This window comes from Blattabacterium cuenoti (assembly GCF_014251815.1).
Classification (GTDB): domain Bacteria; phylum Bacteroidota; class Bacteroidia; order Flavobacteriales; family Blattabacteriaceae; genus Blattabacterium; species Blattabacterium cuenoti_E.
This window is the reverse complement of the sequence record NZ_CP059202.1, coordinates 466,210-489,802: the sequence shown is the minus strand read 5'-3', so window position 1 is coordinate 489,802 and position 23,593 is coordinate 466,210. Positions and strand designations below refer to the sequence as shown.

The following is a 23,593-nucleotide window of genomic DNA, read 5'->3' as shown; positions in this document are numbered from 1 at the left end:
AATGGAAGAAACAGGGAAATCAGATGTCAATTTTCATTGGAATTTATTTTTAAATCAAGAATATCGTAAACCTTATTTTATAAAATTATTAAAAATTATAAAAATTGAATATAATAATTTTGTTTGTTTTCCTAAACAAGAGAATATACTTTCTTGTTTAAAATATTGTTCTTTTCAAAAGTTAAAAGTAGTTATTATAGGACAAGATCCTTACCACAAAGAGAATCAAGCTGATGGTCTTTGTTTTTCTGTATCACATGGAGTTTCTTTTCCTCCTTCATTGAAAAACATATTTATAGAAGTAAATAATTGTTTGAATTTGAAAAAAAATTTATATCCAGTTAGTGGATCTTTAATTCGTTGGGCTAAACAAGGAGTGTTATTATTAAATTCAATATTAACAGTTAGAAAAAACTGCCCTTTATCTCATAAAAATATAGGATGGGAATTTTTTACAGATCAAATAATACAAACTATTTCTAATCGAAAAAAAAATATTGTTTTTCTTTTGTGGGGAAAATATGCTCAGAAAAAAATACCTTTAATTAATTCTCATCAGCATCACTATATTTTAAAAACTTCACATCCTTCCCCTTTTTCCGTTCATATGGGGTTTTTTGGATCAAAACACTTTGAAAAAACTAACAGTTTTTTAAAAAAAATAGGAAAAAAAACTATTTGTTGGAATTAACATATATTTATGTATGTATGGAGCGATTTTCAAAATTTAGTTGAGCTGCTTCTTTGAATGCTTCGCTGAGAGTAGGATGGGGGTGACATATTCTATAAATATCCTCTGAAGAAGATCTAAATTCCATAGCGACAGATGCTTCCATAATCATGTCTGCTGCATGATCTCCAATGATATGAACCCCTAATATTTCATCTGTATTTTTGTGAGAAATCATTTTTAGAAAACCATCTGTGCAGCCACTTGTACGAGCTCGTCCTAATATTTTCATAGGAACAATTCCTATGTTATAGGCTATTTTATTTTTTTGAACTTCATTTTCTGATTGTCCAACACTGGCTACTTCAGGATAAGTATAAATTACTGATGGGATTAAATCATAATTTAATTTACTTGGTTTTTGTCCTACTATATGTTCTACTGCATATAGTCCCTCTTCTTCAGCTTTATGAGCCAACATTTTTCCTCCTACAACATCTCCTATAGCATATATGTTGTCAATAGAAGTTTGTAGATCATCATTTACAAGTATAAATCCTTTTTTACTTGTTTCAATTCTTATGTTTTCTAAACCTAGATATTTTGTATACGGAATTCTTCCTATTGATAATAAACAATAATTTCCTGTTAGTTTAATTTTTTTTCCATCATGATACTTTGCAACAACAGATATTTCTTCATGATTTTCTTTTAAAATATTGGTAACAGATAATGAGGTTTCTATTTGTATGGAAGATTTTTCTAATATTTTTTGCATTTCTTTACTCAAGGAATCGTCCATATTTGATATGATTTTATCCATAGTTTCTATAATAATAATTTTACTTCCTAATCTATTAAAAATAGAACCTAACTCTAATCCAATTATTCCCCCTCCAATGATTATTAATTTTTTTGGAATTTCTTTTAAATGAACAGCTTCTGTGGAAGAAATAATTCTATTTTTTATATCAAAATTCAAGTAAGGGAAACATAAAGGTTTAGATCCTGTGGATATTATACAATATTTAAATTGTATTTCTTCTTTTTTTTGCAACGATTCACTATCTGTTAGATCCAGAATGTTTTCTGTTTTAAATGAACCTATCCCTTGATATAAATCAATTTTGTTTTTTTTCATTAAATATTTTATTCCATTATTTATATTTCTTACAACTTCATTTTTCCTATCCATTATTTTTTTGAAATCAAAAAATAATTTTTCAAAAAAAATACCATGTGAATGATAATTATTTTTAGCTAAAAAAAAATATTTTGAAGAATCTAGAAGAGATTTAGAAGGAATACAACCTACATTTAAACATGTTCCACCTAATTCTTGATATTTTTCTATAATGGCAGTACGAAGGCCTAATTGACTTGCCCTAATTGCTGAAACATATCCTCCTGGTCCAGAACCAATAACTACGAGATCATATAAATTATTCATTACAAAAATATTTTACATAAAGTTACATAACATTACATATTTAACACATACGCGAAGATAAGTGGAGCAACTATAGTTGCATCTGACTCAATGATGAATTTTGGGGTATCTTTATCTAGTTTCCCCCAAGTTATTTTTTCATTAGGAATAGCCCCGGAATAAGATCCATAACTAGTTGTTGAATCAGAAATTTGACAAAAATAAGACCAAAATGGAGTAGGATGAAATCCTATATCTTGAGATAACATAGGAACTACACAAATAGGAAAATCACCTGAGATTCCACCTCCAATTTGGAAAAAACCTATTTTATGTTTGATTGATTCTTTTTGATACCATTTCGCTAAATACATCATATATTCTATTCCATTTTTTACAAGAATAGGTTGAAATATTTTTTTTATACAAAAAGAAGCAAAAATGTTTCCTATTGTACTATCTTCCCATCCTGGAACTATTATAGGGATATTTTTTTTTGCTGCAGCTAATACCCAACTGTCTTTTGGGTCTATGTTATAATAAGGATTTAAAATATTTTCTAATAATAGTTGATAAATGTATTCATGAGGAAAATAACGTTTTGATTTTTCTTTAGCTCTCATCCATACTTTTAACATATGTTTTTGTAATTCTTTAAAAGCTTCATCTTCTGGTATGCAGGTATCTGTTACCCTATAATAACCTTTTTTTAAAAAATTTTTTTCATCATCAGGAGTTAAATCTCTATAATGAGGAATTTTTTTATAATAAGAATGAGCTATTAAATTTAATATATCTTCTTCTAAATTAGCTCCTGTACAAGAAATAATATGGACTTGATTTCTTCGTATCATTTCGGATAATATTTTTCCTATTTCTGCAGTACTCATCGCTCCCGCCAATGTGATCATCATTTTTCCATTATTCTGAATATGATATTTATATGCCTTAGCTGCTTTTGATAAAGTCAAAGCGTTAAAATGAAGAAAATATTTATTAATAAAATAAGTAATAGGAGAGTCTTTCATAGTTTTTATTATTTTATCTAGCTATTTGTACAGCTCTAGTTTCTCTAATCACTGTTACTTTAATTTGACCAGGATAAGTCATTTCGTTTTTTATTTTTTCTGTTATATCACAAGATAATTGAAAAGCCTTTTTATCATCAATTCTATCGCTTTCAACTAATACACGTAATTCTCTTCCTGCTTGTATAGCGAAAGCTTTGTTGACTCCATCAAAACTTAACGCTATATCTTCCAAATTTTTTAACCTTTTTGAATAAGATTCAAAAGAATTTCTTCTTACTCCAGGACGAGCTCCACTAATAGAATCTGAAACTTGTACTATGGGCGATATTAATACTTTCATTTCTATTTCATCATGATGTGATCCGATCGCATTACAAACTTCTATATTTTCTCCGTATTTTTCTGCCCATTGCATTCCTAGAATTGCATGAGGAAGTTCAGATTCATTTTCAGGGACTTTTCCTATATCATGTAATAATCCAGCACGTTTTGCTAATTTAGAGTTTAATCCTAATTCAGAAGCTAATATTCCTGATAAATGGGCTACTTCACGAGAATGTTGTAAAAGATTTTGTCCATAAGAGGAACGATATTTCATTCTTCCTACCATTCTGATCAATTCTGGATGTATTCCATGAATCCCTAAATCTATAATGTTTTTTTTTCCTACCTCTATTATTTCTTCTTCAATTTGTTTTTCTGTTTTTGACACTATTTCTTCGATTCTAGCTGGATGTATTCGTCCGTCTATAACTAATTTATGAAGAGCTAATCTAGCTATTTCTCTTCGTATAGGATTAAAACAAGATAAAAGAATTGCTTCTGGAGTATCATCTACAATAATTTCTACTCCAGTTGCTTTTTCCAAGGCTCTTATATTTCTTCCTTCCCGTCCAATTATACGACCTTTAACATCATCTGATTCTATATTAAAAACGGATACAGCATTTTCAACGGCTTGTTCTGTTCCAATTCTTTGAATAGCTTGAATAACAATTTTTTTAGCCTCCATTTTTGCGGTCAATTGTGATTCTTCTATAATATTTTGTATATGGGTTTGTGCTTTTACTTTGGCTTCTCCTTTAAGAATTTCAATTAATTCGTTTTTAGCTTCTTCAGAAGAATAATTGGATATTTTTTCAAGTAATTCTACTTGTTGAATATGCATATATTCAAATTCTTCTTGTTTTTTTTTAAGAATTTTATATTTTTTTTCGTAATCATGTATTTGTGCTTCTAAACGGTTATTTTTTTTAAAATAAATTTCTATTTCTTTCGATAATCTATTTTCTTTTTCTCTTGTTTTATTTTCTATATCAATTATTTTTTGTTCTCTTAAATAAACATCTTTTTCATGTTTAGATTTAAGTTCTGTAAATTTATCTTTTGCTTGAAGGATCTTCTTTTTTTTTATAGATTCTCCTTCTTTTTCTGCATTTTTTATAATTTTTTTTGCTTGAAAGTTAGCTTTTTCTAATAATTGAATATATTTTTTTAATATAGTTTTTTTTCCAAAAAAATAACATGTAATAATTCCAATCATAACCCCCATTAAAACCGAAAATCCAACATTTATTTTCATATTCACTCAATTTAAATAAAAATAAAATAGACATTTTAATAACATTTATCTCACAAAAGCTATAAAATTTATCTTTAATGAAGACTTTAAAATATTTTCATTAACCCCCAATAAATATACAAAATTAAAGATGAGTTTTTTTATTAAGATATATTTTTAACAAACGGAATTTGAATACATTATATAATACATTATATTATATATTTGTTTAAAAATTTTATCATAGATAGATGAAACGAGTATATTTGGATAATGCAGCTTCTACTCCAATAAGAAAGGAAGTTTTGAAAGTTATGATAAACACATTAAAATACTCCCCGGGAAATCCTTCTTCTATGCAACATAGTTATGGAAGAGATGCTCGTTCAATTTTAGAGGAATCTAGAGTTTGTATTGCTAAAAATATTAAAGCATCTCCTTCTGAGATTATTTTTACTTCAGGAGGAACTGAAGCCAATAATCTCGTATTAAGATCTTCGATATTAGATTTAGGAATAAAACATATTATAAGTTCTAAACTAGAACATCCATCTGTCTTACAAACAATTTTAGATCTCTCTGTGAGACACAAAATCTCTGTAAGTTTCGTTTCAAATAATGAAAAAGGAATATTAGATTTTAATAATATGGAAGAAATGTTAAAAAAGAATATATGGAAAAAAACACTTGTAAGTTTAATGTATGCTAATAACGAAATTGGAAATTTATTAGAAGTAAATCAAGTATTCTTTTTATGTAAAAAATATAATGCTTATTTTCATTCAGATACTATACAAGTTATAGGAAATATTCCTATTAATATGGAGGAATCATCCTTTGATTTTGCTACTGCAAGTGCACATAAGTTTTATGGACCAAAAGGAATAGGTTTTGCTTTTATAAGAAGTGACATTTTGAAAAAAATGAAACCTTTTATAACAGGTGGAGTTCAAGAACATGGAATTCGTTCAGGGACAGAAAACATATATGGAATTTCCGGATTATCAGAAGCTTTACGATTATCTTATTGTAATTTTTCTAGTCATATAAAAAAAATACAAAATTTAAAATATTATTGCATTTCAGAATTGAAAAAAATAATTCCCAATGTTATTTTTAATGGATTATCATGTTCTCCTGACAAGAGTATTCCTTCTATATTGAATTTTTTATTTCCTACAAAAAAAGATTATTTGTTCTATTTTCATTTAGATCTAATGGGTGTTTCTGTTTCTAAAGGTAGTTCTTGTAATAGCAGTAATCAAAAAGTATCTCATGTGATTCAATCTATAATAACAAATAAATATTTATTAAACCAAACAATGCCTATAAGAATTTCTTTTGGAATTTTTAATGAAAAAAAAGATGTAGATTTACTCATAAAAGCATTGCGAAAAATTAGAAATTAAAATAATATTTGTGAAATAAATATTTCATATATTTCAACGTAAAAACAAACTATAATTTGTGAATCATTACAATTTTTTTTCTTCTTCTGTTGGAAGAAAAACAGTTATGGCTATTACAGGATTTTTTTTAATGATTTTTTTATTATTGCATTTGAGTGTGAATCTATTTCTTTTTTCAGGAGAAAAAGCTTTTAATCAAGCTGTTTTTTTTATGAGAAAAAATATTATTATTCGAATAATGGAATATGTTCTTGCTACAGGTTTTATTGTTCATATTTTATTAGGAGTTAAATTACATTTGGATAATAAAAAAATAAAAGGAGAAGTTGATTATGCCATGAATTCTTATTCTAATACGACATTTAGTAGTCGTACAATGGTATATACAGGAATTTTAATTTTATGTTTTTTGATCTTACATCTTATCCATTTTATGATTCCTATGAAGTTTTCAAATCATAATTATTTAATTTCTGATTACAATATAGTTGTTTCTTTATTCAAAAATCCTTTTTATACATTTGTATATGTATTTTCATTTTTAATTTTAGGCATTCATTTGAATCATGGATTTCAGTCTTCTTTTCAATCTTTAGGCCTATCTAATGAAAAAAGATTGATTTGGATACAAAGATTAGGGTTTTTATATATATGGTTTATTTGTATCGGTTTTTCTATTATTGCCATTTGGTTTTTTTTAATGAATGAATAAATCTGTTTTTATAATATTTTTTCGATGATAACTACCTTTAAGTTGAATTCAAAAATTCCAGTAGGGTCATTAGATCATAAATGGAAAAATCATAAATCCACTTTAAAATTAGTATCCCCTAACAACAGATCAAATATAGAAATCATTGTTGTGGGAACAGGTCTTTCTGGAGGTTCAGCCGCTGTTTCTTTATCAGAATTAGGATATAAGGTAAAAGCTTTTTGTTACCAAGATTCCCCAAGAAGAGCTCATTCTGTAGCTGCACAAGGGGGAATTAATGCGTCTAAAAATTATAAAGGAGATAACGATTCTGTTTATCGACTTTTTTATGATACAATTAAAGGTGGAGATTATAGATCTAGAGAAGAAAATGTTTATCGTTTAGCAGAAATATCTTCTAATATAATAGATCAGTGTGTGGCTCAAGGTGTTCCATTTGCTCGTGATTATGCCGGGTATTTGGAGACTAGATCTTTTGGTGGGACTAAAGTTTCTAGAACTTTTTATGCTAAAGGACAAACAGGACAGCAACTTTTATTAGCATGCTATTCATCTATGTCTAGACAAATAGGAATAGGGAGAATCAAAATGTACAATCGTCATGAAATGTTAGATTTAGTTATTGTGGATGGAGCAGCTAAAGGGATTATTGCCAGAAATCTTATTTCTGGAGAAATTGAGAGACATGCTGCGCATGCCATAGTCATAGCTTCAGGGGGATACGGAAATATATTTTTTTTGTCTACTAATGCAATGGGATCTAATGCAAGTGCTATATGGAAAGTTCATAAAAAAGGAGGATTTTTTGCAAATCCTTGTTATACTCAAATACATCCTACTTGTATTCCCGTACATGGAAACTATCAATCCAAATTAACGTTAATGTCTGAATCGTTAAGAAATGATGGTAGAATATGGGTACCCAAAAAATTGGAAGATGCAGTTTCCATACGAAATGGGGACAAAAAACCTGAGGATATAAATGAAGAAGATAGAGATTATTATCTTGAAAGACGTTATCCTTCATTTGGAAATCTTGTCCCAAGAGATGTAGCTTCTAGAGCAGCTAAAGAACGTTGTGATAAAGGTTTTGGAATAGAAAATAATGAAAATCAAGAAGGTGTGTTTTTAGATTTCAGTTTTTCTATAAAAAAGTATGGGAAAGAAAGAGCAAATGAGCTCGGAATTAAACAACCCAATAAAAATAAATTAGGAAAAGAAATAATGGAATCTAAATATGGAAATTTATTTCATATGTATGAAAAAATAACCAATAGTGATCCTTACCAAGCTCCTATGAAAATTTATCCAGCAGTACATTATACAATGGGTGGATTATGGGTTGATTACAATTTGATGTCATCTATTCCTGGATGTTATGTTATAGGAGAAGCTAATTTTTCTGATCATGGAGCCAATAGACTTGGAGCTTCTGCATTGATGCAGGGATTGGCTGATGGATATTTTATTTTACCATATACCATAGCGGATTATTTATCTGAATCTATTGCAGAGAAAATCTCTACAAAACATATAGCTTTCCAATTAGCAGAAAAAAATGTAAAAAATAGAATTCAAAAATTTATTCAAAATAATGGAAATGTTCCTGTTGATTTTTTTCATAAAAAACTTGGAAATATTATGTGGAAATATGTAGGAATGAGTAGAAATCATATGAATTTATGTAAAGCTATAAAAAATATACAAGAACTTAGAAATGAATTTTGGAAAAATGTTTTTGTTCCCGGAAATATTGATGATGGATTAAATTATGAATTAGAAAAAGCTGGACGTGTAGCGGATTTTTTAGAATTGGGAGAATTGATGGCTATGGATGCTTTAAATCGAAAAGAATCTTGTGGAAGTCATTTTCGTGAAGAATATCAAACAAAGGAAGGAGAAGCTCTTCGTGATGATGTTCATTATAAGTATGTATCTATATGGGAACATAAGGAAAATCATCCTATTAGTGATGAAATGATACATAAAGAAGATTTAGATTTTACTTTTGTAAAAGTAGAATCACGTTCTTATAAATAAAACATAATATTCTATGAATAAACTTATGAAGTTTAAGTTAAAAATATGGAGACAAAAAAATTGTAAGGAAAAGGGATATTTTAAAACTTATCAAATAGACAATATATCTCCTAATAGTTCATTTTTAGAAATGTTAGATCTTTTGAATAATCAAATATTATTATGCAATAAAAAAGAGAGTGAACCTATATCTTTTGATCACGATTGTCGTGAAGGAATTTGTGGAATGTGTTCTTTGTATATTAATGGTAGAGCTCATGGTCCCGATAATTTAATTACCACTTGTCAACTTCACATGCGTCATTTTCATGATGGAGAAACTATATATGTGGAACCTTGGAGGGCGAAACCATTTCCTATAATTAAAGATCTTATTGTAGATAGATCTTCTTTTGATAGAATTATTATATCAGGTGGATATATATCTGTAAATACATTTGGAAAGACAATAGATGGGAATATGATTCCAATTCCAAAAGATCAAGCGGATAAATCTTTTGATGCAGCTACGTGTATTGGTTGCGGGGCATGCGTAGCTGCATGCAAAAATAGATCGGCCATGCTGTTTGTTTCAGCAAAAGTTTCACAACTTGCTTTATTGCCTCAAGGAAAAATAGAAAGAAAAAAAAGAGTTATGAATATGATAAATCAAATGGATGAAGAAGGGTTTGGAAGTTGTACTAATACTAGAGCATGTGAAGTTGAATGTCCAAAAGGAATATCTACAGAATATATTTCTTTAACAAATCGTGAATATATTCGATCATTTATTACTTAATTATGGAATATCTAGATTTTGAAAAACCGATACAAGAAATTCAGGATCAATATATTAATTGTGTATTAATAGAGAAAAAGAGTGGAATAAATATGAAAGAAGTTTGCAGTCAATTGCAATTGAAATTGGAAAAAACCATTAAAAAACTACATAGTAATCTAACTCCTTGGCAAAGAGTACAATTATCAAGACATCCAAACAGACCTTATACTTTAGATTATATTTCTTATATAACGAAAAAAGATTCTTTTATAGAATTACATGGAGATCGTCATTTTGGTGATGATAAAGCTATGGTCGGAGGTTTTGGAAAAATAGAGAATCATGTTTTTATGCTAATTGGTACTCAAAAAGGAAAAAATACTAAGGAAAGACAGTATAGAAGATTTGGGATGCCTAATCCTGAAGGATATAGAAAAGCTTTACGTCTTATGAAATTAGCAGAAAAATTTGAAAAACCTGTAGTGACTTTTATTGATACACCAGGAGCTTTTCCGGGAATTGAAGCGGAAACAAGAGGCCAAGGAGAAGCCATAGGTAAAAATATTTATGAAATGATGTGTTTAAAAGTACCTATTATTGTGTTGATTATAGGAGAGGGAGCTAGTGGAGGTGCTTTGGGGATAGGGATAGGAGATAAAGTGGCGATGATGGAAAATTCCTGGTTTTCTGTTATTTCTCCTGAAAGTTGTTCTACAATACTTTGGGGAAATCGTGATAATAAAGAAAAATCAGCAGAAGCATTAAAATTGACAGCAGAAAACATGTATAAATTAAATCTTATAGATGATGTTATTAAAGAACCTTTAGGAGGAGCTCATTTTTGTCCAGAAAAAGCTTTTAAATTTGTTAAAAAACAAATTGTTAAGTATTATAAGCAATTATCTGAAATGAATATAGAAACTCTTATTGAAAAAAGGAAAAATAAGTATATTTCTATTGGTTTTTTTGATGAATAAATTTTTATAATTACTTTATCCATATCCATAGCTGTTCTATTTATTATGTTTATTTAAAATAATTTTATGAATAATATTAGACAGGAAAAAACAAATCAATTTTATTTAGATTCAATAATGAAAAAAGGGAAAATTCCTCCTCAAGCATTAGATTTAGAAGAGGCTATAATAGGGGCTATTATGATAGATAAAAAAGGTTTGGATGAAGTTATTGATATCCTTTTTCCAGAAATTTTTTACAAAAAAGAACATCAAGAAATATTTTTTGCAATACAAAAATTGTATCATAATTCTAAACCAGTAGATTTGTATACTGTTTTGAATGAACTTAGAAAAATAGAAAAACTGGAATCAATAGGAGGAGAATTATATTTAATTGGATTAACACAAAAAGTTATTTCTTCTGCACATATAGAATATCACAGTCGTATAGTTATCCAAAAATTTATTTTAAGAAAATTAATTAGTATATCTTCTAATATTATTAAAAAATGTTATGAAGATAGTACAGATGTTTTTGATCTTTTAGATTATGCTGAATCAAAATTATTTGAAATAAATCAAAAATATTTAATAACAAAAAAATATGAAACGACTCAAGGTCTTATACAAAAAGCTATTGAAAAAATAAAAAAAACGGAAAAAGAAGGGTTAAGCGGAATTTCTTCTGGATTTCATAGACTAGATAATATTACTTCTGGATGGCAGAATTCTGATTTAATCATATTAGCTTCTAGACCTGGAATGGGTAAAACCACTTTTATGTTATCTATGGTGAAAAATGTAGTAGTAGATCAAAAGATTCCCATTATAATTTTTTCATTAGAAATGTCTTCTATTCAATTGATTACAAAGTTAATTTCGTCAGAAACCGGCATTTCTTCAGAAAAAATGAAAAGAGCAAATTTATCTCAATTAGATTGGGAACATTTGCTAAAAAAAACAAAAACATTGAAAAATGCCCCTTTATTTATAGATGATACACCTTCTTTATCTATATTTGGTTTACGTGCAAAATGTCGTCGGTTAATATCACAACATGGAATTAAATTGGTATTTATAGATTATATGCAATTGATGGGAATTCATGATCCTGGTTCTGGTTCTAGAATCCAAAATAGAGAACAAGAAATATCAGTTATTTCTAGAAGTCTGAAATCTATAGCTAAAGAACTTGATATACCAATAATAGCTTTATCTCAATTATCTAGAGCGGTAGAAACTAGAGGAGGAAGTAAACGACCTGTATTATCTGATTTACGGGAATCAGGAGCTATTGAACAAGATGCAGATATAGTTTTATTTATTTATAGGCCTGAATACTATGGATTTAAAATTTGGGATTCAGATGAAGATAATGACTCTTGCATAGGACAAGCAGAAATTATAATTGCAAAACATAGAAATGGGGGGTTAGATAAATTTCGTTTAAAATTTATAAGTGATCAAGCTCAATTTGTAAATTTAGAAGAAAAAGAAGAAACTTCATTAGCTTGGGAAGAAGATTATAAAAAAAATGTTCTTGATAAAGAAAATTTTCTTATGTCTCCCCCTTATATAGATTTTAATGATGAAGACATTTCTAATGAAAAAATTATAGATTAAAAAAATAAAATTGAATTTTGAATGGTTTTTTTCCAAAAAAACAATTTGGGAAGATTGTAGAAGAAATAAAACTCTCCGTACGATAGTAATCATAACGCAAACAACAATAATTTTTAGCTTAATTGTAGCTATTTTGACTTTTTCTATTGGATTTGGATTTAAGGAAATTATAAAAAATAAACTATTAAATGTTAAAGGACAAATTATTTTGCAGAAAGAGAATTTGAAAGGAAATTATTCTTCCTTTTCTATTAAGAAAAAAAATTTTTTTCAATCTAATTTAGTTAGACAAATTCATGGAATTGCCGAAAATGATGTTATTATTTCTACAAATCAAAAAACAGATAGGTATATATTTAAAGGATTATACGAAGATTATAATCCTGTTTTTTTTCAATATTTCTTAATTAGAAAAAATTTTTTTCATAAAAAATTTTTGTATAGTCATAATATTATTTTATCCAAAAAAATATCCTTATCATTAGGATTAAATATTGGATCCAATGTTAAAATTGGTTTTTTATCAAAAGATAAAAAAGGAAATCCTGTTATTATTTCTAAAAAATTTAGAATTTCTGATTTATATGAAACAGGAATACCAGAATTTGATAATGTATATATTATTGGAAATATAGAATCTATTCAAAAAATTTCCGGATGGAAAAAAGATTTAGTAGAAAAATTTGAAGTTTTTGTATCCTATGAAAATATCAATAAAAAAATTTATAATAAAATACCTAATCAATTTTCAATAAAAACTATTCAAAATAGCCGTGATATTATAAAATGGATAAATATATTTGACATAAATATTATTGTTATTATTCTTATTATTTTTGTTTCCGTGACTATTAATACAGTTGTATTTATTTTAATACTTCTTTTAGAAAGAATCCGAACTATAGGAATTTTGAAAACTTTAGGAGCAAAAAATAAAGTTATACATAAAATATTTTTATATTATATTATACAAGTATTGACGCCTCCATTAATAATAGGGAACGGAATCGGAATTATTTTGTCAATAATACAAAAAAAATATCATTTAATATCATTAAATAAAACGGAATATTTCATTGATTTTGTTCCCATTTCTATAAACATCCATCATGTTATCATTATCAATTTATCTATTATTTTTATTTGTTTTATAACGCTATTTTTTCCTTCTTTATTTTTTATTAATAAAATATATCCCATAAAAGTCATAGAATTTGAATAAATCAAAAAATTTAATTTTGTATTTTTGTTTGTGATAAGAAAAATTCAATTAGTTTTTGACGCTTGTAAAATCTTCATCTGGAATAAGGGGAACATTAGGAGGAAAAGTTGGAAATAGTCTTACCCTCATAGATATAATTCAATTTTCAGCAGGATATGTTTCCTGGATGAAAAGGAAATATAAGAATAAGAAAAAATTTCTTATAATATTAGGTAGAGATGGTAGAATTTCTTCTGTTTTATTTCAACAATTTTTAATAATTACTTTTCAAAGTCTTGGAATAGATGTTATCAACATCGGATTATCTACAACTCCTACCATTGGGATATCCGTCATGAATGAAAAAGCAGATGGAGGTGTAATGTTAACGGCAAGTCATAATCCTAAAAACTGGAATGGATTAAAAATATTTAATTCTTATGGAGAATTTTTATCTGAAAAAGATTTTGAAAAACTGTTTTCTTTATCAAAAAAAAAATATTTTAGTTTTTCTTCTTATAAAAAATTAGGAAATATTTTTTATAAAGAAAATTATATTCAAAAACATATAGAAAAAATTCTTTCATTACCTATTATAGACAAAAACATTATTCAAAAAGCTAAACTAAAAATTGTAGTAGACGGAATTAATTCTACAGGAGGGATAGCAGTTCCTATTTTATTAAAATATTTGGGAGTTCATGTTATTAAAATGTATTGTGAACCTCATGGTGATTTTGTTCATAATCCAGAACCTATAAAAAAAAACTTAAGAGAAATCTGTAAAAAAGTTCCGAACATAAAAGCAGATTTAGGGATTTCTGTAGATCCTGATGTAGATCGCGTGGTATTTATATGCGAAAACGGAGATTTTTTTGGAGAAGAATATACTTTAGTATCAATAGCAGATTATGTTTTGGAAAATCAATTGGGTCCTGTTGTCTCCACTCTATCATCTTCTCATGCATTAAAAGATCTTTCCATTAAAAAAGGAGTCCCTCATTATTTTTCTCCTGTTGGAGAAACACATGTTGTACAAAAAATGAAAGAAATTCATGCTGTTATTGGAGGTGAAGGAAATGGAGGAATTATTTATCCTGATTTCCGTTATGGAAGAGATGCGTTAATTGGAATTGCATTATTTTTAACTCAAATAGCTAAATTAGATAATATTTCATTATCTAAATTAAAAAAAAGATATTCTAATTATTTTATGTCGAAAAAAAAAATTCGATTTTCTTCTCATGAAAAAGTTAAAATGTTATTAAAAACAATAACAAAAAAATATAAAGGAAAAGAAACAGATTTGAATGATGGAATTAAAATTTATTTGAAACATAATGAATGGATACATATAAGAAAATCGAATACAGAAAATATTATTAGAATACACACAGAAAGTGTTTCAAAGAAAAGAGCTGATTTTTTATCAAAAAATATCATACATGAAATAAAAAAAATCATGATTAATTAACTTATTAAAAAATCAAATTATGTTTCAAAATATTCTAAAATATGTAGAAGAGAAATTCTTGTCTAAAAATCATTTTACCCTTTTTCATTCAGGGGATACTATTACTGTTTTTTTTGAAATTAAAGAAGGAGAAAAAAAAAGAATTCAATCTTTTAAAGGAGTAGTTATCAAAAAACAAGGAAAAGGGTTAACAAAGACATTTACTCTTCGTAAAATAAGTTCAGGTATAGGAATTGAACGCATTTTTATTTTCAATCAACCTAATATACGAAAAATAGAGGTTCACAAAAAAGGAAAAGTTAGAAGATCTAAAATTTATTATTTTAGAAATCTAAAAGGAAAAAAAGCAAGAGTAAAAAGTTGAAAAGCGAAAAAAAGAGTACATGTATTCTTTTTTCGCTTTTTTTCTGCTTTACTTTACTTTTAAAATTCTATTTATTATTTTTATCGTTTTCTTCAGTTGTTACTTTTTCTTTTTCAGATGATGTATTGTTGTTATTATTGTTTTCCTCATTATTGTTTTTTGAGGATTCCTCGCTAGTTGTAGGAGGTGTGTTTGTGGTAGTGGAATCTGTTTGATTTTCATTGTTATTAGCTGTTTTTTCCTCTTCTGTTGTAGTAGAGTTACTCTCATTTTTATTTTTGTTGTTGCAACTAATGGTAAATAAAAATATTGCCAACAAGATCGTAGTGACTGTAATTCTTAATTTTTTCATCATAATCGATAGTGTTTCAGTTATTACATATTCTGGGCAAATTTATATAAAAATTTGGAATGAAAAAATATATCATTATTTGTATTTTTTTAAAATAGAGTATAACTAAATTATAATTTTCTTTTTAGGTTTGAAAATAAGAATATTATGTTATTTATTATAACTATAACAAAATTATTAAAATAAAAATTTATGTCTTTAAACAAAAAGATTTTAAAAAAAGAAGCTCTTACTTTTGATGATGTATTGCTCGTTCCTTCTTTCTCTTCAGTTCTTCCATCAGAAGTTTCTCTTAAAACTTATCTTACACCTGATATTACTATGAATATTCCCATATTAAGTGCTGCTATGGATACAGTGACTGAATCTTCTCTAGCTATATCTATAGCTAGAGAAGGAGGAATAGGGATTATTCATAAAAACATGAATATAAAAAATCAATCCGAAGAAGTTTATAGAGTCAAAAGGAGTGAGAGTGGAATGATAGATGATCCTATAACTCTTTCTAGAGATTCTACATTAAAATATGCTCAATATCTTATGGAAAAATTCAAAATTTCTGGGTTACCTGTTATAGAAAAAGATTATTCATTAGTTGGAATTATTACTAGAAGAGATATAAAATATCGTACAGATTTAGATTCTTTAGTTGAAGATGTAATGACAAAAGAGAATTTAATTATATCTAAAAAAAAAAATATAACTCTGGAAAAAGCTAAAAATATTTTATTAAAAGAAAGAATTGAAAAATTGCCTATTGTGGATGATTGTAACAAATTAGTAGGATTAATTACAATTAGAGATATTGATAATTTGATTGAATATCCTAATGCTTGTAAAGATTCTAAAGGACGATTACGTGTAGGAGCAGCTATTGGAATAGATAATAAAAAAACTTTAGAAAGAGTAGAATCTTTAATTAGAGTCGGGGCTGATATTTTAGCTATAGATTCAGCGCATGGTCATTCTTCTAGGATACTCGACACAATAAAATTAATTAGAAATTCTTTTCCCAAAATAACATTATTGACAGGAAATGTAGTAACTATGGAAGGGGCTAAAGATTTAATAGAAGCTGGTTCTACGGTTTTAAAAGTAGGAATTGGATCTGGCTCTATTTGTACAACGAGAGTGATAGCTGGAGTAGGAATGCCACAAATAACAGCCATTAATGATGTGTATGAATATGCTAAAAAAAGAAATGTTAGTGTTATTTCTGATGGAGGGATTCGATATTCAGGTGATGTAGTAAAAGCCATAGCTGCTGGAGCTAGTTCTGTTATGATTGGAAGTTTATTTGCAGGCACAGACGAAGCTCCAGGTGAGGAAGTCATTTTTCAAGGAAGAAAATTTAAAACTTATGTGGGAATGGGATCCCTAATAGCTATGAAAAGAGGAAGTAACGATCGTTATTTTCAGTTCAATGAAAAATCAGTTCCGGAAGGAATAGAAGCTATAGTTCCTTATAAAGGAAAAATGAAAGATGTGATTTATCAGATTTGTGGAGGATTACGTTCAGGAATGGGGTATTGTGGAGTTTCCAGTATTACTGAACTTATGAAAACGGGAAAATTTGTAAGAATTACCAATTCAGGATTAAAAGAGAATCATCCGCACAGTGTAAATATTACTAAAGAATCACCTAATTATTTTAATTATAGTAAATAAAAAAATACCCGGAACGGGATTTGAACCCGTACGATCACAATGATCACAGGATTTTAAGTCCTGTGTGTCTACCTATTCCACCATCCGGGTAGTTTTCTTGAAAGCGAGAAACGGGATTTGAACCCGCGGCCCCGACCTTGGCAAGATCGTGCTCTACCAACTGAGCTATTCTCGCGTTGATTTTTAATGTTTTAATGAATAATTTTTAACTTCATATTTTTTTACACTATAATATAATATAGTAAATTTTAATAATCTAACAAATTTTTAATTTCATGAATTTTTATAGTAGCGTCTTGTAATGATAAAGATTCGATATTCCTTATTTTTTTTAAGGATAAAATTATTTTATTTAACAAAGAAAAAACCTTTTTTTTGTTTATTTCTGTTTTATTTTTTTTTGATTTTAATGTATCCAATATTTTATTTGCTCTTTCAATAATTTCTATCGGCATACCTGATATTTTAGCTACATAAATACCAAAACTATGTTCGCTTCCTCCAGCTATTAGTTTTCGCATAAAAATAATATTATCATTTGTTTTTTTTACAGATATGTGATAATTTTTTATTCTTTTGAAGAAAGAACACATTTCATTTAGTTCATGATAATGTGTAGCAAATAAGGTTATAGGACGAAAATTTTTTTCATGTAAAAATTCTATGATAGATTTTGCTATTGAAATTCCATCATAAGTACTTGTTCCTCTTCCTATTTCATCTAATATAAGAAAACTTCTTTTTGAAAGGTTATTTAATATGTTTGCTGTTTCATTCATTTCTACCATAAAAGTAGATTCGCCTAAAGAAATATTATCAGACGCTCCAACTCTACTAAATATTTTGTCTACCAATCCAATTTCTGCTTGTTTAGCAGGAACAAAACTTCCAATATGAGCCATTAATATAATAATAGCGGTTTGACGTAAAATAGCCGATTTTCCTGACATGTTTGGTCCTGTGATGATTAAAATTTGTTGATTTGATTTATTTAAAATAATGTCATTAGGAATATAAGAAGCTTTGTCAATAAATTGTCTTTCAATAACTGGATGTCGTCCTTTTATTATTGATATTTTTAAAGAATCATTTATTTTTGGTTTTATGTAATTATTTTTTAATGATAAGCTAGAAAAAGAGCATAACACATCTAATTTTGCAATTGTTCTTGCGTTTTTCTGTAAAATTTTTATATTATATAATATTTTTTGGGCTAGGTTGTTAAATATTTCTTTTTCCAATAAAAATATTTTTTGTTCTGCATTAAAAATTTTTAATTCGTAATTTTTCAATTCTTCAGTAATATATCGAATAGAATTTGTTAATGTTTGTTTTTGTATCCAATGAGATGGTACTTTTTTTTTTTTAGAAATTTTAACTTCAAAAAAATAACCCAAAATATTGTTAAATCCAATTTTTAAATTATTAATTCCTGTTTTTAATTGCTCTATTGAGCAAAGTTTTTCTAAATATTCTTTTTGAGAAAAGTACATCATACGGATTTCGTCTAATTCCTTAGAAAATCCTTTAATTATAACATTTCCTTTCCCCTTCTCAATTTGATAGGGTGGATTTTCTTGTATTGTGTTAGAGATTTTTTCACATATAAAATCACAATTTGAGAAAGAATTTCCAATACTTATAAAAATTTTATATTTCTGATGTAAAAATTTTTTTTGGATTTCTTTTATAGAAACTAAAGATTTATATAACGTATACATTTCCCGTGGTGAAATTTTTCCAATAGCTATTTTAGAGATTATCCTTTCTATATCATAAACTCTTTTAAGTTTTGTTTCTACAAAAAAACGTATTGTACTGTTAGTACATAATTCTTGTACTATTTGATGTCGTTTTTTTATATGAAATATATTTTTCAAGGGAAAAAGAATCCAATTTTTTAATAATCTTCCCCCCATAGGGGTTATAGTATGGTCTAATATATTTATTAAAGAAACTCCTTCTTTATTCAAAGGAGTAAATATTTCTAAATTTCTGAAAGTAAAATCATCTATCCACATATGTTCTTCTTTTTTTATTCTTCGTATATTAGAAACATGTTTTATATCAAAATGTAATGTATTATGTAAATAGGATAAAATCACTCCACAGGAAATAATTCCTAATTTTAAATCATTGATTCCAAATCCTTTTAAGGAATTAATTTTAAAGTGTGATGTTAATTTTTCGTATGCAAATGAATAATCGAAAACCCAATCTTCCATTAAAAAAGTATAATATTTTCCTTTTAATAATTGATCTAATAATTTTTTTTCTTTTCTTTGAAAAAGAATTTCACTAGGATTATAATGTTTCAAATATTGTAAAATGTTATCTTTTGTATCTTCTGTTACAAAAAATTCTCCAGTAGAAACATCTAAAAAACTTAAACCAAAATTTTGATTTTTTTTTTCGACATGAATAGAAGCTAAAAAATTATTTGATTTGGGGGGTATAATATTTTCATTTATAGTTATTCCTGGAGTCACAAGTTCTGTTACTCCTCTTTTTACAATATTTTTTCCTTTTTTGGGTTCTTCTAATTGATCACAAATAGCAACACGAAATCCTGAACGTATCAATTTTGGCAAGTAAGTGTTTAAAGAATGAAGAGGAAAACCAGCTAAATGTAGATTAGATCGTTTGGTTAAAACAATGTTTAATGTTTGAGAACATTTAATGGCATCTTCCCCAAAAGTTTCATAAAAATCTCCAACTTGAAATAATAAAATTGTATTTGGATATTTAGTTTTTATATCATTATATTGCTTGATTAATGGAGTTTCTTCTTTATTCATATTATCAAAAATATATTAAAATAAAAATAGAAGAATTTATTATAGACTTATGTTAAGTATGTCAAGAATATTCAAAGAATATAAAAAATTGAATCTTTGTAAGATAACCATAGAAATATCTCAATACTGGAAAAAACATAATATTTTTCAAAATAATTATAATTTTCATAATAATAAAAAAAATACCACTTCATATATTTTATATGAGGGGCCCCCATCTTTAAATGGAAATCCAGGAATTCATCATATTCTAACTAGAACCATAAAAGATATTTTTTGTAGATATCACGCACTTAAAGGTAAAAAAATCTTTGTAAAAGCTGGTTGGGATGCGCATGGACTTCCAGTAGAATTGAATGTGGAAAAAAATATGGGAATTACTAAAAATGATATAGGAAAAAAAATCAGTGTAAAAAAATATAATAATTTTTGTAAAAATTTTGTTGATAAATCATTAAAGGAGTGGGAATCATTTACCGAAAAAATAGGATATTTTATCGATTTAAAGAATTCGTTTATCACATACAATGCAAAGTATATAGAAAGTGTTTGGTGGTTGATCAAAAAATTATACAAAAAAAATCTTATTTATAAAGGTTTAGAAATTCAACCTTATTCTCCTGCTGCAGGAACAGGATTAAGTTATCATGAATTGAATATGCCTGGAACCTACAAAGAAGTAAAACAATTATCTCCATTTTTGAGATTTAAAGCAATTAAAAATACTTTACCTGAAAAATTTCGAAAAATTTCAGGAGATATATATTTTATATCATGGACAACCGCTCCTTGGACTATCCCTTCAAATACAGCATTAGCTCTTGGGGGCGATATAGATTATGTATTAGTCCAAACTTATAATAGATGCTCTTTTTTAAAAGAGAACATTATTTTTTCCGAAAAATTAGTTCATAAAATATTATTATCCAATGAGTACTATTCTGTCTCAAGTGATATAGAGTTAGATGCTTATCATGATAATGAAATAGATATTAAAAAAAAACTGAAAATTCCTTATTTAATAATAGAAAAATTTAAAGGGAAAGAGTTGATATTTAGTAAGTATGAACAATTATTACCTTGGTTTAAACCTTATTCTAACGAAGAAAATGCGTTTCAAGTTATAACAGGAGATTTTGTGAATGTCAATGATGGAACAGGAATTGTCCATATTTCTCCCACATTTGGGATGGATGATTTTGTAATTGCTAAAAAATATAATATCCCCCCAATGTTGGTTTTAAATGATAAAAATATACCTGTTCCTTTAGTCGATTTTCAAGGAAAGTTTATAAAAAATTTTCCTTATGGATTATCAGGAAAATATGTTAAGAATGAATTTAATCCAGATCAAAAGAATTTCTTTTCAGTAGATCAAGAAATAATTTTTCTTTTAGAAAAAGAAAAAAAAATATTTAGAACAGAAAAACATATTCATTTTTATCCACATTGTTGGAGAACAGAAAAACCAATACTTTATTATCTATTAAATTCATGGTTTATAAAAACCACGGAAATAAAAGATAAAATGATTCGTTTGAATGAAAAAATTCAATGGTATCCTGATTTTATAGGAAAAAAACGTTTTTCTTCTTGGCTAAAAAATATAAAAGATTGGAATCTTTCACGTTCTAGATATTGGGGGACCCCTTTGCCTATTTGGAGAACAGAAAAAGGAGATGAGGAAATTGTGGTAGGATCAGTTAAAGAATTGTTTATAGAAATTCAAAAATCTATCAAATATGGTTTTATGTCACATAATGTATTTGAAGGGTTTACATTAGATGATATGAATGAAAATAATTATGAAAAAATAGATCTTCATAAACATGTTTTGGATAAAATCATATTGGTTTCTTCTAGAGGAAAGCCTATGAAAAGAGAATTTGATTTAATTGATGTATGGTTTGATTCTGGAGCAATGCCATATGCTCAGTTCCATTACCCATTTGAAAATAAAAAATATATAGATGAAAATTTGTTCTTTCCTGCTGATTTTATTTCGGAAGGAATAGATCAAACAAGAGGATGGTTTTTCACTTTACATACTATTAGTTGTTTATTATTTGATTCTGTAGCATATAAAAATGTTGTGTCAACAGGATTGGTTTTAGATCAATATGGCCGTAAAATGTCAAAAAGTAAAGGGAATACTATAAATCCTTTTGATTTAATAAACAATTATGGTCCTGATGCCATACGTTGGTATATTGTGTTTAATTCTGAACCTTGGGATAATTTAAAATTTAATGTAAATGATATTCATACTGTCATAAACAAATTTTTCGGTACATTATATAATATTTATTCTTTTTTTGCTTTATATGCTAATATTGATGGTTTTTTTTATAAAGAAAAAGAATGTACAAGTTCTTATACAACATTAGATTTTTGGATACTTTCTGAATTAAATAGTCTTATTCAAAAAACAGATGACTATTATGCTGACTATAATCCAACTAAAGCTGCACGTTTAATTCATTCCTTTGTTTTAAATCAATTAAGTAATTGGTATGTCAGATTATGTAGGAGGAGATTTTGGAAAGAAAAGTATACAAAAAATAAAATATCTGCATATCAAATTCTTTATAAATGTTTAATTGTTGTAGCTAAATTAATTTCTCCTATTGCTCCATTTTTTTCAGAAAAATTGTATGTGGATTTAAATTCTATTACAAAAAAGGATAAATCCAAAAGTATTCATTTTACAAGTTTTCCTATTTATAATTCTAATTTTATTAATAAAGAATTAGAACGTAGAATGTTTTGTGTTCAAAAAATAATTTCTATGGTTTTTTCTGTAAGAAAAAAGAATAAAATTAAAATTCGTCAACCTTTGCAAAAATTACTTATTATTGTTCCTGATAATAAAATGCGTCTTCAATTAGAACAATCATCTGAAATTGAAATTATATTTCAAGAAGCTAATGTTAAAAAAATAGAATTTCCTTCTTCTTATAAAAATCTTGAATTGATAAAATATATCAAACCTAATTATCAATCTATAGGACCTAAATTTGGAAATAAAACCCCAGAAATATCTAAAATTATAAAAGAATTTAGTCAAGAAAAAATTAGAGAAATAGAAAAAAATAAAAAATGTGTTTTTTTTCTGAAAAAAAATAAAATCACACTTTCTATAGAAGATGTTAAAATAATTACTGAATATATTAAAGATTGGTCTATTTTATTTGATCCTAAATTTACGATTGCATTAGATTTACGAATTACAGATTCTCTTTGGGAAGAAGGAATTGTGAGAGAATTAATCAGACATATACAAAAATTAAGAAAAGATCAAAAATATGATGTAACTGAAAAAATAATTGTATATCTAAGTGTAAAAGGAAATCAAGAATTTAAAAAAAATAAAATACAAATTATTTTACAAAAAAATAAGAGTTTTCTTTGTAAAGAAACTCTTGCTATGGATATTTTTTTACAAAAAAATGTGACAAAGTATGAAGGGGCGGAAGAAAAAATCTATTTTGGAGAAAAATTTATATTACATGTGCAGATTCGAAAAGTATAAAAATATTAAA

General features: G+C 26.7%; 17 protein-coding genes and 2 tRNA genes. 12 read left to right on the top strand and 7 right to left on the bottom strand.

Going from position 1 to position 23,593, the window contains the following annotated elements; all coding sequences use genetic code 11:
- Position 1: 1 nt before the first annotated feature.
- Positions 2-691, top strand: a complete 690-nt coding sequence (locus tag H0H54_RS02430) for a uracil-DNA glycosylase (protein WP_185863141.1) — start codon at positions 2-4, stop codon at positions 689-691.
- A 7-nt stretch (positions 692-698) separates the two neighbouring features.
- On the opposite strand, the gene lpdA is transcribed toward H0H54_RS02430, so the two are convergent.
- The 3 genes from lpdA to rny are packed head-to-tail and all read right to left on the bottom strand — an operon-like array spanning position 699 to position 4,712.
- A complete protein-coding gene (lpdA, locus tag H0H54_RS02425; protein WP_185863140.1) occupies positions 699-2,120 on the bottom strand; it encodes a dihydrolipoyl dehydrogenase in 1,422 nt (473 codons plus the stop codon).
- A gap of 32 nt (positions 2,121-2,152) precedes the next feature.
- Complete coding sequence (locus H0H54_RS02420; RefSeq protein ID WP_185863139.1) at positions 2,153-3,127, bottom strand: deoxyhypusine synthase family protein; 975 nt, start codon at positions 3,125-3,127, stop codon at positions 2,153-2,155.
- A gap of 13 nt (positions 3,128-3,140) precedes the next feature.
- The gene (gene rny, locus H0H54_RS02415; protein WP_185863138.1) at positions 3,141-4,712 is read right to left on the bottom strand and encodes a ribonuclease Y; all 1,572 of its coding nucleotides are present in this window, start codon (positions 4,710-4,712) and stop codon (positions 3,141-3,143) included.
- A 230-nt stretch (positions 4,713-4,942) separates the two neighbouring features.
- On the opposite strand from rny, the gene H0H54_RS02410 reads away from it, so the two are divergent.
- The 9 genes from H0H54_RS02410 to rplS all read left to right on the top strand — a co-directional run bounded on the left by H0H54_RS02410 (position 4,943) and on the right by rplS (position 15,233).
- Complete coding sequence (locus H0H54_RS02410; protein ID WP_185863137.1) at positions 4,943-6,100, top strand: cysteine desulfurase family protein; 1,158 nt, start codon at positions 4,943-4,945, stop codon at positions 6,098-6,100.
- Between the two features lie 58 nt (positions 6,101-6,158).
- Positions 6,159-6,812 carry a succinate dehydrogenase cytochrome b subunit gene (locus H0H54_RS02405; protein WP_185863136.1) on the top strand — a complete coding sequence of 218 codons (654 nt, stop codon included), beginning with the start codon at positions 6,159-6,161 and terminating at the stop codon, positions 6,810-6,812.
- A 24-nt stretch (positions 6,813-6,836) separates the two neighbouring features.
- Positions 6,837-8,852, top strand: coding sequence for a fumarate reductase/succinate dehydrogenase flavoprotein subunit (locus tag H0H54_RS02400; RefSeq protein WP_185863135.1), 2,016 nt, complete (start codon positions 6,837-6,839; stop codon positions 8,850-8,852).
- Between the two features lie 25 nt (positions 8,853-8,877).
- A complete protein-coding gene (locus tag H0H54_RS02395) occupies positions 8,878-9,630 on the top strand; it encodes a succinate dehydrogenase/fumarate reductase iron-sulfur subunit (protein WP_394366889.1) in 753 nt (250 codons plus the stop codon).
- A gap of 2 nt (positions 9,631-9,632) precedes the next feature.
- Positions 9,633-10,589 carry an acetyl-CoA carboxylase carboxyltransferase subunit alpha gene (locus H0H54_RS02390; protein ID WP_185863133.1) on the top strand — a complete coding sequence of 319 codons (957 nt, stop codon included), beginning with the start codon at positions 9,633-9,635 and terminating at the stop codon, positions 10,587-10,589.
- 66 nt (positions 10,590-10,655) lie between these two features.
- Entirely contained in the window at positions 10,656-12,194 is a 1,539-nt protein-coding gene (gene dnaB, locus H0H54_RS02385; RefSeq protein WP_185863132.1) for a replicative DNA helicase, read from the top strand.
- 10 nt (positions 12,195-12,204) lie between these two features.
- Positions 12,205-13,416, top strand: a complete 1,212-nt coding sequence (locus tag H0H54_RS02380; protein WP_185863131.1) for an ABC transporter permease — start codon at positions 12,205-12,207, stop codon at positions 13,414-13,416.
- A gap of 55 nt (positions 13,417-13,471) precedes the next feature.
- A complete protein-coding gene (glmM, locus tag H0H54_RS02375) occupies positions 13,472-14,869 on the top strand; it encodes a phosphoglucosamine mutase (RefSeq protein ID WP_185863130.1) in 1,398 nt (465 codons plus the stop codon).
- A 19-nt stretch (positions 14,870-14,888) separates the two neighbouring features.
- Positions 14,889-15,233 carry a 50S ribosomal protein L19 gene (rplS, locus tag H0H54_RS02370; RefSeq protein WP_185863129.1) on the top strand — a complete coding sequence of 115 codons (345 nt, stop codon included), beginning with the start codon at positions 14,889-14,891 and terminating at the stop codon, positions 15,231-15,233.
- Positions 15,234-15,300: 67 nt separating this feature from the next.
- Here rplS and H0H54_RS02365 read toward each other — a convergent pair whose 3' ends face one another.
- Positions 15,301-15,588: a hypothetical protein gene (locus H0H54_RS02365; protein WP_185863128.1), complete on the bottom strand. Its 288-nt coding sequence runs from the start codon at positions 15,586-15,588 to the stop codon at positions 15,301-15,303.
- A 189-nt stretch (positions 15,589-15,777) separates the two neighbouring features.
- Here H0H54_RS02365 and guaB point away from each other — a divergent pair, with 189 nt between their 5' ends.
- Positions 15,778-17,253, top strand: coding sequence for an IMP dehydrogenase (guaB, locus tag H0H54_RS02360; RefSeq protein WP_185863127.1), 1,476 nt, complete (start codon positions 15,778-15,780; stop codon positions 17,251-17,253).
- Positions 17,254-17,258: 5 nt separating this feature from the next.
- On the opposite strand, the gene H0H54_RS02355 is transcribed toward guaB, so the two are convergent.
- From H0H54_RS02355 to mutS, 3 genes are all read right to left on the bottom strand, one after another.
- A tRNA-Leu gene (locus H0H54_RS02355) sits at positions 17,259-17,343 on the bottom strand.
- Positions 17,344-17,355: 12 nt separating this feature from the next.
- Positions 17,356-17,428 (bottom strand) — tRNA-Gly (locus H0H54_RS02350).
- 73 nt (positions 17,429-17,501) lie between these two features.
- Positions 17,502-20,051, bottom strand: a complete 2,550-nt coding sequence (gene mutS / locus H0H54_RS02345; RefSeq protein WP_185863126.1) for a DNA mismatch repair protein MutS — start codon at positions 20,049-20,051, stop codon at positions 17,502-17,504.
- 58 nt (positions 20,052-20,109) lie between these two features.
- On the opposite strand from mutS, the gene ileS reads away from it, so the two are divergent.
- Positions 20,110-23,583, top strand: a complete 3,474-nt coding sequence (ileS, locus tag H0H54_RS02340; protein WP_185863125.1) for an isoleucine--tRNA ligase — start codon at positions 20,110-20,112, stop codon at positions 23,581-23,583.
- The last annotated feature ends 10 nt before the right edge of the window (positions 23,584-23,593 follow it).

Coding starts and splice junctions, on each gene's coding strand:
- H0H54_RS02430 (WP_185863141.1), top strand. CDS start 2: ATGGAAGAAACAGGGAAATCAGATGTCAATTTTCATTGGAATTTATTT.
- lpdA (WP_185863140.1), bottom strand. CDS start 2,120: ATGAATAATTTATATGATCTCGTAGTTATTGGTTCTGGACCAGGAGGA.
- H0H54_RS02420 (WP_185863139.1), bottom strand. CDS start 3,127: ATGAAAGACTCTCCTATTACTTATTTTATTAATAAATATTTTCTTCAT.
- rny (WP_185863138.1), bottom strand. CDS start 4,712: ATGAAAATAAATGTTGGATTTTCGGTTTTAATGGGGGTTATGATTGGA.
- H0H54_RS02410 (WP_185863137.1), top strand. CDS start 4,943: ATGAAACGAGTATATTTGGATAATGCAGCTTCTACTCCAATAAGAAAG.
- H0H54_RS02400 (WP_185863135.1), top strand. CDS start 6,837: ATGATAACTACCTTTAAGTTGAATTCAAAAATTCCAGTAGGGTCATTA.
- H0H54_RS02395 (WP_394366889.1), top strand. CDS start 8,878: ATGAAGTTTAAGTTAAAAATATGGAGACAAAAAAATTGTAAGGAAAAG.
- H0H54_RS02390 (WP_185863133.1), top strand. CDS start 9,633: ATGGAATATCTAGATTTTGAAAAACCGATACAAGAAATTCAGGATCAA.
- dnaB (WP_185863132.1), top strand. CDS start 10,656: ATGAATAATATTAGACAGGAAAAAACAAATCAATTTTATTTAGATTCA.
- rplS (WP_185863129.1), top strand. CDS start 14,889: ATGTTTCAAAATATTCTAAAATATGTAGAAGAGAAATTCTTGTCTAAA.
- H0H54_RS02365 (WP_185863128.1), bottom strand. CDS start 15,588: ATGATGAAAAAATTAAGAATTACAGTCACTACGATCTTGTTGGCAATA.
- guaB (WP_185863127.1), top strand. CDS start 15,778: ATGTCTTTAAACAAAAAGATTTTAAAAAAAGAAGCTCTTACTTTTGAT.
- mutS (WP_185863126.1), bottom strand. CDS start 20,051: ATGAATAAAGAAGAAACTCCATTAATCAAGCAATATAATGATATAAAA.
- ileS (WP_185863125.1), top strand. CDS start 20,110: ATGTCAAGAATATTCAAAGAATATAAAAAATTGAATCTTTGTAAGATA.